This window comes from Okibacterium sp. HSC-33S16, assembly GCF_024171565.1.
Classification (GTDB): domain Bacteria; phylum Actinomycetota; class Actinomycetes; order Actinomycetales; family Microbacteriaceae; genus Mycetocola_A.
Window position 1 is genome coordinate 202,123 of sequence record NZ_JALJZZ010000001.1, and the last position, 14,602, is coordinate 216,724.

A 14,602-nucleotide genomic window follows, 5' to 3' on the forward strand; every position below is an offset into this window, starting at 1 on the left:
CCCGTCGAGTGGCGATCGACGTTCAGTATGACAGCGGGAGTTGTGTGGACCCGCAGGAAAGGGAAACCAGCCGCCCGGAAAGAGTGCAACGACGACATTCGAAACGACTCTCCCGGGGTGTTCGACCCGATTGACTTTATCGAAGATGTATTCGAGTATTAACCCATGTCCCTGGCCGTTGCACCCCCGCGAACCCCGGATTTCGCCGCGGGTCCGAGCGCTGTGGCGAGCCAGGTTGCTGAACTGCAGGCCCGCATTCGAGGAATGCAAACCACTCGAATAGATTCGCACGGGCTACCGACATCGCCCGGGGTGGCCGAGCTGCTGCCGGGTGGGGTGCTCCGTGCTGGTGTGGTGTATTCGGTGCTCGAGTCGACCACCCTGGCACTGGCGATGCTCGCCGGTCCCAGTGCGGCCGGGGCGTGGTGCGGGGTCGTTGGTGTGCCATCGCTCGGCGTCGAAGCCGCGGCAGCGGCGGGTATCGACCTCGACCGACTCGTTCTGGTGCCCGAGCCGGGCGACCAGTGGTTGCAGGTCACCGCGGCGCTTGCTGACGTGGTGACCGTTGTGATGACGCGCCCACCGGCATCCGTTTCTCCTGCAGAAGTGTCTCGCCTGGGGTCACGATTGCGCCAGCGCGGTTCGACGCTCGTCACTCTCGGTGACTGGCCGCAGAGTGAGGCGACGCTGCGAGTGACTGACGATCGGTGGATGGGTCTCGGTGATGGCCATGGCTACCTGGCGGCGCGGCGGGTGACCGTTGCCGTGACCGGTCGCACGCTGTCGGGTAAGCCCAGGCGCAAGCAGATGTGGCTGCCCGACTCGGAGCAAACGGTTCGGTCCGCTGGCCTGGCCGGTGTGCCTCCCGTGCGCTCTGACCGTCACGAGACGGCGGCGGCGTCATGACGACCGGGCCGCTGCGCACGTTGTTGCTCTGGTGTCCTGACTGGCCGACAAACGCCGCAGCAATCGAATATGATTTCGGTCTCGATACTCCGCTTGCGCTCATTGAGCGTGGCGAGGTTTTTGCCTGTTCGCCGACCGCTCGCCGTGACGGTGTCCGCCGCGGGCTGCGGGTGCGCGAAGCACAGTCACGCTGCACCGACCTGATCGCCGTGCCCTATGACCCCGTGCTTGACCACCGGGCATTCGAGCCGGTGATCGCTGCGGTCGAGGAGATCGTTCCCGGAGTGCAGCTCTCTCGCCCGGGCACCTGCGTTATGCGAGCACGCGGGCCGAGCCGGTACTACGGCGGTGAACGGCAGGCGGCCCAGGCATTGCTCGACACCCTGGCGCACGTCGGTGTGCGAAACGCGCGCGTCGGAATCGCCGACGGCCCGTTCGCGGCTGAGCAGGCCGCGAAGCTGAGGTCGGATCAGGGCACTGATGCCATTCGCATCGTTCCGGTAGGCAGTTCGCCGGAGTTTCTCGCGCCGTTTGGCGTCGACCTCCTCCAGCGACCGGAGCTGGCCGTGTTGCTCGTACGACTCGGCATTCATACCCTCGGCGATTTCGCAGCGCTCGATATCCTGCAGGTGCGTGACCGCTTCGGGCCGGACGGGGTGCTCGCCCACCGGCTCGCCTCGGGTTATGACCCCAGCGATGTTGATGCTCGCGTGCCGCCGGCCGATCATTCGAGTGTCGTGGAGTTTGAGACCCCGCTCGATCGGGTGGACCAGGTGGCGTTCGCCTTCCGGACGGCAGCCGACGAATTTGTGGCACGCCTGCAGGCGTCGTCCCTGGTTGCAACGGCCATCCGTATTGAGGTGCGCACGGAGAGCGGTGACTCCCGCGCGCGCACATGGCTGCACCCGCGGTGGTTCACCGCTGGTGATGTGCTCGACCGGGTGCGCTGGCAGCTGCAGGGGGCCGGGCTGGCCGAAAGCGGGTTGAGCAGTGCGATCTCGGCTCTGCGGGTCGAGCCCGAAAGCGTTGACCCGGCGGGAAACCACGAAGCCGGGTTATACGGTGGCGCCACGGACGAGCGCATTCACTCCGGCCTCTCTCGAGTGCAGGGGATGGTCGGGCACGCCGGAGTGTTGACGGCGCGCATCGGTGGCGGCCGAAACCCGTCCGACCGGCGGGTGCTCGTTCCGTGGGGAGATTTGCCGCCGGGGGGAGAGGCTGCGGTCGAGGCCTCGCAGTCGTTGCCATGGCCGGGGAAGCTGCCCGGACCGCCACCGGCGACCGTGTTTCCGGAGCGACAGCGGGTGGCCGTGAACGCCGCACACGGTGGAAACCTTCTCGTCGACGATCGCGGTGAGCTCTCCGATGTGCCCGTCGAGTTCCAGGCGCCGGGAAAGGCGCCGGTTCCTGTCAGCGCCTGGGCCGGACCCTGGCCGGTCGTCGAACGCTGGTGGGACGCCGGCGGTACGCGGCTGCACCGATTTCAGATTGTCGACGACTCGGGGGCGGCGTGGCTGCTCGTGCTCGACGACTCGGGCTGGTGGGCCGAGGCTCGGTATGACTAAGCAGCGACAGAGGAGTAGTGCTCATGGGCTGGCATAACCCTCCCGTGTCATGGTCAGAGTTCGAACGCACCCTGACCGATTTGTCGCGCCCCGAGCATGCGCCGATGGGTGCAGACGGCGGTGACAGTCCGGCCTGGTCTCACAAACGTTCGCCATACGAGCCGGTGCCGATCGAAGCGCCACCGGCCGAAACGACGGTGTCCTATGCCGAACTGCACGCGCACTCGAACTTCAGCTTCCTCGACGGCGCGTCCTCACCGGAACAGTTGGTGGAGGAAGCCGTTCGCCTGGGGCTGACCGGACTCGCCCTCACCGACCACGACGGTCTCTACGGCATCGTTCACCTGGCCGAAGCGGCCGAAGCGCACCCCGAGCTGGAGACGATCTTCGGCGCCGAGCTGTCGCTCGGCCTGAGCAAGCCGCAAAACGGTGAAGCCGACCCGGAGGGCACTCACCTGCTTGTGCTCGCCCGCAAAGAGGAGGGCTACCACCGGCTTGCCGGTGCCATCACCCAGGCACAGCTGGCTGCAGGTGCCGAGAAAGGCAAGCCCAGTTATGAGCTCGACGATCTCGCATCGGCGGCAGACGGAACCTGGCTGATTTTGAGCGGATGTCGCAAGGGCGCCGTTCGACAAGCTCTCGTTTCTGAGGGCGACACGGGCGCCCGTCGCGAACTGCGCGAACTCATGCGTCTGTTTGGCGCCGACAACGTGGTGGTGGAACTGTTCGATCACGGCAATCCGCTCGATACGGCCCACAACGACGTGTTGGCCGGGCTCGCCGATGAACTGGGCTTACCGGTGATCGCGACGATGGCTGCGCACTATGCCACCCCGGCCGAGCACCCGCTCGCCTCAGCACTTGCCGCCGTGCGCGCACGCCGAAGTCTTGACGATCTGGATGGCTGGCTACCGGCATCCGGTTCAGCACATCTTCGAAGCGGGGCAGAGATGGCCCGCCGATTTGCGAGGTACCCCGGAGCCGTCGCCCGCACCGTCGAGATTGCCCACGAACTCGCGTTCCGGCTGCGCAGCGTCAAGCCGGGCCTGCCGCTTCAGGAGGTGCCGGATGGGCACACCCCGATGAGCTGGCTGCGTGAACTGACCTGGCAGGGAGCGGCACGCCGGTACCCAAACGCCGACGCATCGGTTACCGAGCGTATCTCCCGTGAACTCGACGTCATCGAGCAGAAGGACTTTCCGGGGTACTTTCTCATCGTTCATGAGATCGTGCAGTTCGCCCGTAGCCGCGGCATTCTCTGTCAGGGTCGAGGCTCAGCTGCGAACTCGGCGGTTTGTTACCTGCTGGACATCACCGCGGTCGACTCGATTATGTACGGGTTGCCGTTCGAGCGGTTCCTCTCCAGCATGCGTGAGGAAGAACCCGACATCGACGTCGACTTCGACTCCGACCGACGTGAAGAAGTGATTCAGCACGTCTATGAAAAGTACGGCCGATTCAACGCCGCCCAGGTCGCCAACGTCATCACCTATCGGCCGAAGTTCGCGGTGCGCGACATGGCCAAGGCGCTCGGGCACAGTCCGGGGCAGCAGGACGCCTGGTCAAAACAGGTGGAACGCTGGGGTGCGCTGACATCGAGCGACGACCATGACATTCCCGAGCCGGTCATCGACCTCGCGCAACAGGTGCTGAAGTTTCCGCGGCACCTCGGTATCCACTCCGGCGGGATGGTGCTCACCGACCGGCCGGTCGGCGAGGTCTGCCCGATCGAGCATGCGCGGATGGATGGGCGCACCGTGCTGCAGTGGGATAAGGACGACTGCGCCTGGATGGGCCTCGTCAAGTTCGACCTGCTCGGCCTGGGCATGCTCGCCGCCCTGCAGTACGCCTTCGATATTGCCGACGAGCACTGCGGTGAGCGGTGGGACCTGCAGTCAATGCCGAAGGAAGAGCAGGGGGTGTACGACCAGCTCTGCCGTGCGGACAGCGTCGGGGTGTTCCAGGTGGAGAGTCGCGCGCAAATGGGCATGCTCCCGCGGCTCAAGCCGCGATGCTTCTACGACCTCGTGGTACAAATTGCCATGGTGCGGCCAGGCCCGATCCAGGGCGGGGCGGTGCACCCGTACATCAGGAGGCGGACCGGGGTGGAGCCCGTCACCTACCTTCACCCCGACCTTGAACCGGTACTCGAACGCACCCTCGGTGTGCCGCTGTTCCAAGAGCAGCTCATGCAGATGGCCATGGTGGTCGGCGGCTGCACCGGTGAAGACGCCGACCTGCTGCGCCGGGCCATGGGTTCCAAGCGCGGGCAGGAGAAGATCGCCTCACTCAAGGAGAAGTTGTACGCGGGAATGGCTGACAACAACATCACCGGTGAAGACGCTGACACGATTTACTCAAAGATCCAGGCTTTTGCGAACTTCGGCTTTGCCGAGAGCCACTCGATCAGCTTCGGTCTGCTCGTCTACGCAAGCGCCTGGATGCGCCTGCACTATCCCGCCGCGTTCCTGGCTGCACTTCTCCGCGCCCAGCCGATGGGTTTTTACTCGCCGCAATCGTTGGTGGCGGATGCCCGGAGGCACGGAGTCGAGACCCTTCGCCCTGATATCCAACTCTCCGGCGTCGAAGCGGGGCTTGAACCACTCGACGGCGAGAGCGGCGGTATCCGCACAACAGGTCGGGATGTATGTATTGAACGAGAGCAACCTGCTGTGCAGCCGTTCGACCGGGACGTGCCATTCGATTCAGACGATCACCGGCGAGACGGAGCCTATGCCGTGCGGCTCGGGCTCGCCGAGGTCGCGTCGATCGGCAAGCGAAAGGCCACGCACATCGTCGAGGAACGCGAGCGGAGCGGGCCATTTCGTGACATGCGTGACCTCGCCCGCCGGGTGGGCCTCAACTCCGCCCAACTCGAAGCGCTTTCGGCGGCGGGAGCATTCGACAGCATGGGACTCTCACGACGCGGGGCGCTGTGGGATGCTGCGCAGGCGTCGCAGGAGCGCCCCGACCAGCTCGACGGCAGTCACATCGCCGTTCAGCCGCCGCTGTTTGCGATGCTCACCGATGAAGAGCAAGTCGTCAACGACCTCTGGTCGACGGGTGTCACGCCCGACGACCACCCGATTCGCCATGTTCGGTCGGCGCTCGCGGCTCGAGGTGTATTGAGTGCAGCGCAACTGCAGTCGGCGGAATCCGGGCGCCGAGTCGAGGTTGGAGGGGTCGTCACCCATCGCCAGCGTCCGGCGACGGCGAGCGGCATCACCTTCGTCAACCTCGAAGACGAAACCGGCCTGGTCAACGTGATCTGCAGTGTCGGTGTGTGGGGGCGCTACCGACGCACAGCGCGTGAAGCGCCCGCGATGATCGTGCGCGGCATCCTCGAACGATCACCGGAGGGCATCGTCAACCTTCTCGCCGACAGGCTTGAGCCACTGGGGCTCAGCGCCCGCACCCGATCGAGGGATTTCCAGTAGGCACGCCCGTCGTCTGCACTTTGCCGGAACTTCGCTAGACTGGAGTCATGGCTTTCGTGCTCTCAATTGTGCTCTTCCTCGGCGGCATCTTCCTGTTCTACTTCGCCTTCGCTGCGGAGAGCCTGCACGCCATCATCTTCTTCGCTGGCATCATCGCGATCAGCCTGTCGTTCGGCATTCCGGCACACGTCCTCTCCAAGCGCTAGTCATCCGACTCAACGTCGGCGGTGAGCCGTCGATGAGTGGGCACTTTGTCCTCACCGCTTGGTAGCGAGCGGCACCGCGACGATACTGAGGTGATGACGACGCCGGACCCGGCGCACTTCGAGCACCACGCCGCACTCTACGATGACGCCCGTCCTCCCTACCCGGAGGAACTGTGGCAACGACTGCGTGACCTGAGCCTTCTTATTCCTGGCGGCCATGCCCTCGACCTGGGGGCCGGAAGCGGCCAGGCGACGGGCCGACTCCTCGCGGAGGGGATGCACGGTACCGCTGTTGAGCCCGGTGTTGAGCTCGGTCGGCACCTGCACGAGCGTTTCCCGCAGGTCAGCCTTCTCGCAGCAACCGCGGAGCAGGTTGCCATTCCCGATGCAACTTTCGACATTGCGGTCGCAGCGACATCCATCCACTGGATGGACCTCTCCATCGTCCTCCCCAAAATAAGCCGGGCCCTTCGTCCCGGCGGACACCTTCTCGTGTGGCGCCACATATTCGGCGACCCGCTCAGCGAAGCCACACCGTTCCGACAGCACATTGCCGATATCGTCAGCCAGCGGCACGCTCCGCCCCGGCCAGGACCCGCCGACGTCGACACGACTGGCTGGGCAACCGCGTTGGTGTCCGGGAATTTCTTCACCGAAACGCACCGCGAAGAATTTCGATGGGCCATCCGGCTCGACCCTGCAGCAGTGACCAAGCTCTTTACGACGTTCAGTGACTGGTCCGCCGATGAGGTTCGCCAGGCAGCGCAAGCGGTGAAAGACGAGGGCGGAAGCGTGGTCGAGCATTACCTGACAGCACTCATCGTGCTGGAGCGGCTCTAATCAAGGGGGAGGCGGTGCAACAGCTCCAGCTGCGACGCGCCAAGCGCCCGATAATGTGCAAGGGTGGGCCCCGCCGGGCTCGAACCGGCGACCCGCGGATTAAAAGTCCGATGCTCTACCAACTGAGCTAGAGGCCCCAACCCTTTTAATCTACCGGTTCCCGCTGAGAGATTTGACCACTTACGCTTCCTTTCGACGAGTACCGTTAACCGGTGCAATCAGAGAGGCGGATGTCGATGGCCGAGGAATTCCACAAGCCCACCAAATTTCCGGGGCGCGTCTTCGAGTCGTTCCAAGGCGGCATCGATCCCGCTGAAACGAGTCGGATCGCCCACGAAACCGCCGTCGCGTTGCTCGCCCGCGTACGCACCGACCCGGATCCCAGCGTCATCGACCGACTGGTCGCCTATACCGAGGAACACGGCATCGACGCAATCGCTGAGCTCTGGTCCCGAGCAACCCCGCGCAGTCTTCCCGGCGCGCTGTGGCGCATCTACCTGCTCCAGCTGATGATCCGCGAAGATCCCGAATCCGCCAGCTACCTGTTCACCCGCGGAACCGAGATCATGCAGACCATTGACCCGGTCGTCGCTGGCGCTCCGATACCCGCGGGGCCACAGGAGATCGTCACCCTTGCCGACCAGATCCTACGCGGACTATTTGAGGGCGACTTCGCCGTTGCGCTCGAACGGGCAGCCGCTTTCTGCCGGGTCTCCGCTTCCGGCGCGGCCAGTGTGGCCGATGACGCCGACGCGGCCGAGCCGGTGCGGTCGCTCGACTTGACCACGCGCGCCCTGCGACTCACTACCCTGGCGCGTGACCTCACGGGCTGCGCCCGACTGTGGCGCCAGGACTCCCTGGACTGACGATGTCGAATGGGCAGAACCCCTCGTTATCCTGAACGCATGAGGCTCCTGAGATTCCCCCTCGTCGCGGTACGCCGAATGGCCCTGCTTCCCGGCTGGGTCCGTCGGGTCGACGGCACAGCGGGTCGCCTCATCAACACACGACGCGCCTCGCACCAAACTGACCGCGCGTTGAGACGGTTGTCCCGCGCAGCCGATCGCAGCGTGCTCTGGTTCGTGGTCGGGGCAGCGCTGGCACTCCTCGGCCAGCATCGTGCAGCGCTCCGAGGCCTTGCCTCGCTGACCGTCGCGAGTGCGCTCGCTAACCTCGTCGGAAAACAGCTCTTCGGCGGTGACCGACCGCTCACGAAAGATATCCCGGTCGGCCGGCGACTCCGGCAGGCTCCCACGTCCCCATCCTTCCCGTCCGGGCACTCGGCCAGCGCGGCGGCCTTCGCCACTGGGGTGGCCCTCGAGCGGCCCCGGATCGGACTTGCGATTGCTCCGGTCGCCGTCGCCGTCTCGTATTCTCGCCTGCACACCGGCGCACACTGGCTCTCCGACGTTCTCGGCGGCGCCGCCATCGGAGCAGGAGTGGCTGCGTTCGGCAAAGCGGTCATCCCTGCTCCGCCGCAAAAGCCCGCCCGCCACGGCGGCACCCCCATCAGTCTCCCCGCCGCAGTCGGCGGAGCCGGGCTCCTCGTCATCGCCAACTCGTCCTCCGGGGCAGACGTCATCGGCCGTGATGATCCGCTTCCCCTCATCCGCGAACGGATGCCACAGGCTCGCGTGCATACCCTGACCGACGATGAAACGCCGAGCGACGTCGTGGCCGCCGCGCTGGCGGCGGCGCAGCCGCCCCGCATGCTGGGCGTCTGCGGCGGCGACGGCACCGTCACGGCGATGGCGCAGTGCGCTCGCGACGCATCTCTTCCGCTCGTCGTCGTGCCGGGCGGAACGTTCAATCACTTCGCGCGTGCGCTCGGTATCGAATCGGCAGGAGACGCACTCGACGCCGTCACGAGCGGGCAGGGAGTCCGCGTCGACACCGCGGAACTTCGCCTCGACGACAACGAGCCGAAACTCGTGCTCAACGCCGCATCGATCGGCATCTACCCGACATTCGTGGCCGAGCGGGAAAAGCTCGAGGCCACGCTCGGAAAGTGGATTGGCGGTATCGCAGCGGCGACCCGGGTGCTTCGGAGTGCGGATCCCATTGACATCGAGATCGACGGCGTGCGCAGGGCAGTGTGGTCGGTGTTCGCCGGCGTCAACCGAAACGTCCCCGGCGTCCCCGCACCACTGCGACGGCAACGACTGGACGATGGCCAACTCGACATTCGCATTCTCACGGCCAGGTCGCGACTTCACGCCATCGCGTCACTGTCCTTTGGACGGAAGACCAGTGCGGTTCTCCGTGCCGTTGGACTTATCCCGCGAACCGGCGTCGAGTCGTTCACCGTGCCATCGCTCGAGGTCACCGTCTGGCGCAGACAAGGCCAGCCTGCCGGGTTCGCGCACGACGGGGAGGTTGAGCAGGTCGAGGCTGATGCTCCGGCCGGACCATACCCGTCAACGGTGACGCTGGTTCCCCAGTCGCTCGACGTCTACGCACCGGACACCCGGAGTCGATAACAAAGAAAAGACCCGTCGCCTTCGGGAAGCGACGGGTCTTTTCAGTCAGACAGCGGACGAGCCGCCGTTCGGTCTACTTACTCAGCAGGCGGCATCAGCACCGTGTCGATGAGGTAGACAGTTGCGTTGGCGGTGTGGACACCACCACAGATAACCGAAGCGCCGTTGACCATGAGGTCGTCGCCTTCACCGGTGACCTCAACGGATCCACCCTGCACGGTCTCGTGCATGCCGGCGATGGCGTCAGGTGCAACCTGGCCAGGAACGACGTGGTAGGTGAGGATTGAGCTGAGCAGCGTGGAGTCTGTCTTGAGCGTCTCGATCGTCGCGGCGTCGATCTTCGCGAAGGCGTCATCCACCGGTGCGAATACCGTGAACTCATCACCGTTCAGGGTGTCGACGAGGTTGACGTCAGGGTTGAGCTGGCCGGAGACCGCTGCGGTCAGCGTTGTGAGCAGTGGGTTGTTCGACGCGGCGACCGCGACGGGGTCCTGGCTCATGCCGACGACCGATCCTGCTCCATCCGGAACCATTTCGGCGTAGCCAGCGCAGCCAGCTCCGACGAGGTCAGCGGCCGGGTCCATCTCGTCCATGGACGGCGCCGATGACTCGGTGGTCTTGTCTCCTCCACCTGAACCGACCGCCGGGTCCTGTCCCATGGTCGACGAACAAGCGGTGAGGCCGAAAGCCGTAATGGCCAACAGCGACAGTGCTGCAAGTGTGTTGCGCTTCGTTTTCATAGCTGGTTCTCCTTCAGTTGTGGCCGGAAGACCCGACCCCTCTGCCACGTGCTGTGCGGCTGTGAAAGGTCCTTCGGAGCCGGATGCCGAATGGTTTGGAAATCTCAGAAAAAAGTTTTCTCGGCACCCAATGTCGGCTACTGCCCCATCTCTTTGGGCCTCCGCTCCGAACAGCGTTCAACCACATACGGAGGCACCATGTTCACGCTTGCTCTCATCGGCTTGCTCGGCGGATTGATCACCGGCATCTCGCCGTGCATCCTGCCGGTCCTGCCGGTCATCTTTCTGTCCGGCGGCGTTCAGGGCGCCAGGCCCACCGACGAGACGGGCACAGTGCTCGCCCGGGCGCAGTCGCTGCGCCCGTACCTGGTCATCGCCGGTCTCGTGGTGAGCTTCAGTCTCTTCACGTTGCTCGGCTCGCTGCTGCTGGCACTGCTCAATCTGCCCCAGGATTTCCTGCGCTGGGCCGGCATTGTCGTGCTCGTGCTGATCGGCATCGGGCTCATCGTTCCGAAGTTCCAGCACATCTTGGAGAAGCCCTTCTCCAAGATCCCGCAGAAGAACGTCGGCACGGACCGCTCCGGCTTCGGGCTCGGCATCGCCCTCGGCGCCGTCTACGTTCCCTGCGCCGGACCGGTACTCGCGGCCATCACGGTCGCCGGGTCGACCGGACGCATCGGCGCAGACACCGTCGTGCTGACCCTGTCCTTCGCGATCGGTGCCGCCGTCCCTCTGCTCGTCTTCGCCCTGGCCGGTCGACGGGTCGGCGAGCGGGTCAAGACCTTCCGCAAGCACCAGTCCGCCATTCGTCTCACCGGCGGCATCGTCATGATTGCCCTGGCCATCGGCCTAGTCTTCAACGTTCCTCAGCTGTTGCAGCGGCTCGTACCCGACTACACGAGCGCCATCCAGAACCAGATCAATGAATCCGACGAGGTGCAGAAGGCGCTCAACCTCGGCGGTATTGTCACCGACGAGAACCGTGACCTCGATAAGTGCTCCAACGGAGGAGCCGAACTTGAGAGCTGCGGCACCGCGCCCGAACTTAGCGGCATCTCCGAATGGTTCAACACCGAGAACAACTCAGCGGTCACGCTCGATGAGCTGCGCGGGAAGGTTGTTCTCATCGACTTCTGGGCCTACTCCTGCATCAACTGCCAGCGCTCGCTGCCCCATGTCACCGCCTGGTATGACGCTTACCGTGACGCCGGACTCGAGGTGATCGGCGTGCATGCGCCCGAGTACGCGTTCGAGAAGGAGGTTTCCAACGTGAAGGCCGGAGCGAAGAACTTCGGCATCGACTACCCGGTAGCCATCGACAACAGCCTCTCCACCTGGACCACCTACCGCAACCGCTACTGGCCCGCGTCCTATCTCGTCGATGCGAACGGCACGGTCCGCCACATCAAGCTCGGTGAAGGTGGATATGAGACGACCGAGAAGCACATTCGTGAGTTGCTGACAGATGCGAATCCGGATGTCACGTTGCCGGCCGCAACGGACGTCGCGGACGAAACGCCAGACACGGACGCCATCACCAGGGAGACTTACCTGGGCAGCACCAAGGAAGCCAATTTTGTCGGTGGCGAGAAGTACACCACAGGGCAGGCCCGATTCGACCTGCCCTCCGAACTGCCGGCGAACGCGTTTGCCCTCGAAGGCGGATGGGAGATCGGGACCCAAAGCATCACGCCGACGGGCGCCGACGCATCCGCTCGCCTGAATTACACCGCACAGGAAGTGCGAATGGTGCTCGCAGGTGAAGGAACCGTCACGCTCAGCGTTGGCGGGACCACGCGGGAGATCGAGGTCAGCGGAACACCGACGTCGTATCACCTCGTCGAAACGGGCTCTATAGAGACGGGCACAATCGATGTCAAGGTAGGGGCCGGTGTCGACGCATTTTCGTTCACATTTGGGTAGACTTGCACGTGGCCGGGCCGCAGTAACCCCGGGCTCCAATATTCGCCGCTCTGAGCGGCCTCACGCCGAGAGGCGTTCTGCGGCCCGGTCACTTTCATGTGCACGCCCATGTGAGAAGCTTGGAAACGTGCCAGAAGAAGCAGAAGCAATCGTCACGACGGATGTCTCCGACGACGATCGCGCAACCGTGCTGCTCAGCTCGGTCGCTGGCGGAAGCCAGGAGGCATTTGCCCAGCTCTACGACCTGCTCGCGTCGCGGGTGTTTGGACTGATCCAGCGGATCCTGGTCGATCGCGCCCAGGCCGAAGAAGTCGCCCAGGAAGTGTTCCTCGAGGTATGGCAAACCGCTACGCGTTTCGCTCCGAATAAAGGGGGAGCACGCGGCTGGATCCTCACGATGGCACATCGCAGGGCGGTTGACCGTGTGCGGGCGTCGCAGGCCGGCCGAGACCGGGACGTTCGGATCGGGATTCGTGACCAGAAAATGGACTACGACAGCGTCTCGGAAGATGTTGAACTGAAACTGGAGTCGGAAAGGGTTGATCGGGCGCTTCTCACGCTCAGTGATATCCAGCGGCAGGCGATCAGCCTCGCCTACCATGGTGGGCTGTCGCAGAGTGAAGTGGCGGAGCGGCTAGGAGTGCCATTAGGCACGGTGAAAACCCGAATACGGGATGGGATGATCAAACTGAGAGAGGAATTGGGGGTGGCGCTGTGAATGACAACAACCTGAACGACGAACGACTCGGCAACGAGCCCGACGACGCGACCACGCTCGCTGCCCTGTCTGCTCTCGGTGCTCTGGATGCCGACGACGCCGCCCGGTTCGACGTCAAGCGAGCGTCATCAAGCCGGGTGCAGGCCGATGCAGTCAGCTTCGCGGAAACCGCCGATCTCCTGGCCACGGGCATCGAACCGCCACCGTCGCTTCGGGCGAGCCTGCTCTCGCAGATCGCCGCTCTGCCGCAGCTGCCTGCCGAAAACTCTGACGTGTCTGAAGGCTCTGACCCGCCCGCCGTTGCGGCACCGGCGCCGGCGGCGGCACAGCCGACACCCGCAGGACCAAACGCCGCTGGTCCCACACCGACCACCAAGGCATCGTCGGCCGCCCAGTCGGCACGGACCTCGAAGGCACAGCAGAAGGCGAAGAGCCGATGGTATTCCGGTCCGGCGTCGGCGCTGGTTGCGGCCGTTGCCCTCGTGGCTGTGCTGATTGGGGCGAACGTCATCACCGGTGCCCTCAACAACGGCAACGGGCTTCAGGAAGCACTGAGACTCGCTCACATTGACGCTCAGCCCGACGCGATGCGCGAGACCATTCGACTGACGAACATCAACGACGAGAAGCAGGTGACCGCAACGCTCGTCTGGTCGGGGGCGCTCGCTGAGTCGGTGCTGATCGTCGACGGTCTCGCTACCCTTCCCGACGAGAAGACCTACGAACTCTGGTACATCGGTGAGAGCGGTCCGATCTCTGCGGGCGTGTTCAACACGCATCGCTCGGGCGAGAGCTGGCGGGTGCTTGATGGCGCGATGAGCGCCGGCGACGCAGTCGGCGTCACCGTCGAACCGGCGGGCGGTTCTGAACAGCCCACCACCGATCCGCTCATCGTCATTCACACGAGCTGACCCGGTTCCGGACACAGAAACAGCCCGCTCGATGTGAGCGGGCTGTTTCTTTCTGTACGGATGTCGCGGGGTCTAGCCGAACCGGCCGGAGACGTAGTCTTCCGTGGCCTGCACGCTGGGCTGGGTGAAGATCGTGTTGGTGTCGGCGTACTCGATGAGTTTTCCGGGCTTGCCGGTGCCGGCGATGTTGAAGAACGCTGTGCGGTCGGACACCCGCGAGGCCTGCTGCATGTTGTGGGTGACGATCACGATGGTGTACTCGTTCTTGAGCTCTTCGATCAGGTCTTCAATGGCAAGCGTCGAGATCGGGTCGAGCGCGGAGCACGGTTCGTCCATGAGGAGCACATCGGGGGAGACCGCGATGGCTCGGGCGATGCAGAGACGCTGCTGCTGTCCACCGGAAATACTGGACCCGGGCTTCTCGAGCCGATCCTTCACCTCGTTCCAAAGGTTCGCACCCCGCAGCGATTTTTCGACGAGGTCATCAGCATCCGTTTTGGTGATTTTGCGGTTATTGAGCTTCACACCGGCGAGGACGTTGTCGCGGATCGACATGGTCGGGAACGGGTTGGGCCGCTGGAAGACCATGCCCACCTGGCGGCGGACGAGAACCGGGTCGACGCCGGGCGCGTAGAGGTTGTCACCGTCAATGAGGACCTCGCCTTCCACGCGGGCACCAGGGATGACCTCGTGCATGCGGTTGAGCGTCCGGAGGAAGGTCGACTTGCCGCAGCCGCTGGGTCCGATGAATGCGGTCACCGTTCGCGGTTCGATGGTCAGTGAGATGTCCTCGACAGCCAGGAAGCTGGAGTAGTAAACCTTGAGGTCTTTGACCTCGATGCGTTTTGACACGAGTGTGCGTTCCTTCGGGTTGAG

The 14,602-nt window shown here is 64.5% G+C and carries 12 protein-coding genes and 1 tRNA gene; 10 read left to right on the top strand and 3 right to left on the bottom strand.

What is annotated here, in order from left to right:
• Nucleotides 1-165: 165 nt before the first annotated feature.
• The 5 genes from L1277_RS00980 to L1277_RS01000 all read left to right on the top strand — a co-directional run bounded on the left by L1277_RS00980 (nucleotide 166) and on the right by L1277_RS01000 (nucleotide 6,954).
• The gene (locus L1277_RS00980; RefSeq protein ID WP_253374495.1) at nucleotides 166-906 is read left to right on the top strand and encodes a hypothetical protein; all 741 of its coding nucleotides are present in this window, start codon (nucleotides 166-168) and stop codon (nucleotides 904-906) included.
• Nucleotides 903-2,471 carry a DNA polymerase Y family protein gene (locus tag L1277_RS00985; protein ID WP_253374496.1) on the top strand — a complete coding sequence of 523 codons (1,569 nt, stop codon included), beginning with the start codon at nucleotides 903-905 and terminating at the stop codon, nucleotides 2,469-2,471. The genes L1277_RS00980 and L1277_RS00985 overlap by 4 nt, the downstream gene beginning before the upstream one ends.
• A 23-nt stretch (nucleotides 2,472-2,494) precedes the next feature.
• Nucleotides 2,495-5,908 carry an error-prone DNA polymerase gene (locus L1277_RS00990; RefSeq protein WP_253374497.1) on the top strand — a complete coding sequence of 1,138 codons (3,414 nt, stop codon included), beginning with the start codon at nucleotides 2,495-2,497 and terminating at the stop codon, nucleotides 5,906-5,908.
• Between the two features lie 47 nt (nucleotides 5,909-5,955).
• Nucleotides 5,956-6,114, top strand: coding sequence for a hypothetical protein (locus tag L1277_RS00995; protein WP_253374498.1), 159 nt, complete (start codon nucleotides 5,956-5,958; stop codon nucleotides 6,112-6,114).
• Between the two features lie 93 nt (nucleotides 6,115-6,207).
• Nucleotides 6,208-6,954 carry a class I SAM-dependent methyltransferase gene (locus L1277_RS01000; protein WP_253374499.1) on the top strand — a complete coding sequence of 249 codons (747 nt, stop codon included), beginning with the start codon at nucleotides 6,208-6,210 and terminating at the stop codon, nucleotides 6,952-6,954.
• A gap of 64 nt (nucleotides 6,955-7,018) precedes the next feature.
• Here L1277_RS01000 and L1277_RS01005 read toward each other — a convergent pair.
• A tRNA-Lys gene (locus L1277_RS01005) sits at nucleotides 7,019-7,091 on the bottom strand.
• Nucleotides 7,092-7,190: 99 nt separating this feature from the next.
• On the opposite strand from L1277_RS01005, the gene L1277_RS01010 reads away from it, so the two are divergent.
• Nucleotides 7,191-7,820, top strand: a complete 630-nt coding sequence (locus tag L1277_RS01010) for a DNA-directed RNA polymerase subunit beta (protein WP_253374500.1) — start codon at nucleotides 7,191-7,193, stop codon at nucleotides 7,818-7,820.
• Nucleotides 7,821-7,859: 39 nt separating this feature from the next.
• A complete protein-coding gene (locus tag L1277_RS01015) occupies nucleotides 7,860-9,434 on the top strand; it encodes a bifunctional phosphatase PAP2/diacylglycerol kinase family protein (protein ID WP_253374501.1) in 1,575 nt (524 codons plus the stop codon).
• A gap of 77 nt (nucleotides 9,435-9,511) precedes the next feature.
• On the opposite strand, the gene L1277_RS01020 is transcribed toward L1277_RS01015, so the two are convergent.
• Nucleotides 9,512-10,174, bottom strand: coding sequence for a fasciclin domain-containing protein (locus L1277_RS01020; protein ID WP_253374502.1), 663 nt, complete (start codon nucleotides 10,172-10,174; stop codon nucleotides 9,512-9,514).
• Nucleotides 10,175-10,372: 198 nt separating this feature from the next.
• Here L1277_RS01020 and L1277_RS01025 point away from each other — a divergent pair, with 198 nt between their 5' ends.
• The 3 genes from L1277_RS01025 (at nucleotide 10,373) to L1277_RS01035 (ending at nucleotide 13,726) form a co-directional block, all read left to right on the top strand.
• Complete coding sequence (locus tag L1277_RS01025; protein WP_253374503.1) at nucleotides 10,373-12,097, top strand: cytochrome c biogenesis protein DipZ; 1,725 nt, start codon at nucleotides 10,373-10,375, stop codon at nucleotides 12,095-12,097.
• Between the two features lie 148 nt (nucleotides 12,098-12,245).
• Nucleotides 12,246-12,815 (top strand): ECF RNA polymerase sigma factor SigK, encoded by a 570-nt coding sequence (gene sigK, locus L1277_RS01030; RefSeq protein WP_253375249.1) that lies wholly within the window; start codon nucleotides 12,246-12,248, stop codon nucleotides 12,813-12,815.
• Nucleotides 12,812-13,726, top strand: coding sequence for an anti-sigma factor (locus L1277_RS01035; protein ID WP_253374504.1), 915 nt, complete (start codon nucleotides 12,812-12,814; stop codon nucleotides 13,724-13,726). The genes sigK and L1277_RS01035 overlap by 4 nt, the downstream gene beginning before the upstream one ends.
• A gap of 72 nt (nucleotides 13,727-13,798) precedes the next feature.
• Here the strand turns inward: L1277_RS01035 and pstB are convergent, their stop codons facing one another.
• A complete protein-coding gene (pstB, locus tag L1277_RS01040) occupies nucleotides 13,799-14,578 on the bottom strand; it encodes a phosphate ABC transporter ATP-binding protein PstB (protein ID WP_253374505.1) in 780 nt (259 codons plus the stop codon).
• Nucleotides 14,579-14,602 lie beyond the last annotated feature (24 nt).

Coding starts and splice junctions, on each gene's coding strand:
- L1277_RS01025 (WP_253374503.1), top strand. CDS start 10,373: ATGTTCACGCTTGCTCTCATCGGCTTGCTCGGCGGATTGATCACCGGC.
- L1277_RS00980 (WP_253374495.1), top strand. CDS start 166: ATGTCCCTGGCCGTTGCACCCCCGCGAACCCCGGATTTCGCCGCGGGT.
- L1277_RS00985 (WP_253374496.1), top strand. CDS start 903: ATGACGACCGGGCCGCTGCGCACGTTGTTGCTCTGGTGTCCTGACTGG.
- L1277_RS01015 (WP_253374501.1), top strand. CDS start 7,860: ATGAGGCTCCTGAGATTCCCCCTCGTCGCGGTACGCCGAATGGCCCTG.
- L1277_RS01000 (WP_253374499.1), top strand. CDS start 6,208: ATGACGACGCCGGACCCGGCGCACTTCGAGCACCACGCCGCACTCTAC.
- L1277_RS01010 (WP_253374500.1), top strand. CDS start 7,191: ATGGCCGAGGAATTCCACAAGCCCACCAAATTTCCGGGGCGCGTCTTC.
- L1277_RS01020 (WP_253374502.1), bottom strand. CDS start 10,174: ATGAAAACGAAGCGCAACACACTTGCAGCACTGTCGCTGTTGGCCATT.
- L1277_RS00990 (WP_253374497.1), top strand. CDS start 2,495: ATGGGCTGGCATAACCCTCCCGTGTCATGGTCAGAGTTCGAACGCACC.
- L1277_RS00995 (WP_253374498.1), top strand. CDS start 5,956: ATGGCTTTCGTGCTCTCAATTGTGCTCTTCCTCGGCGGCATCTTCCTG.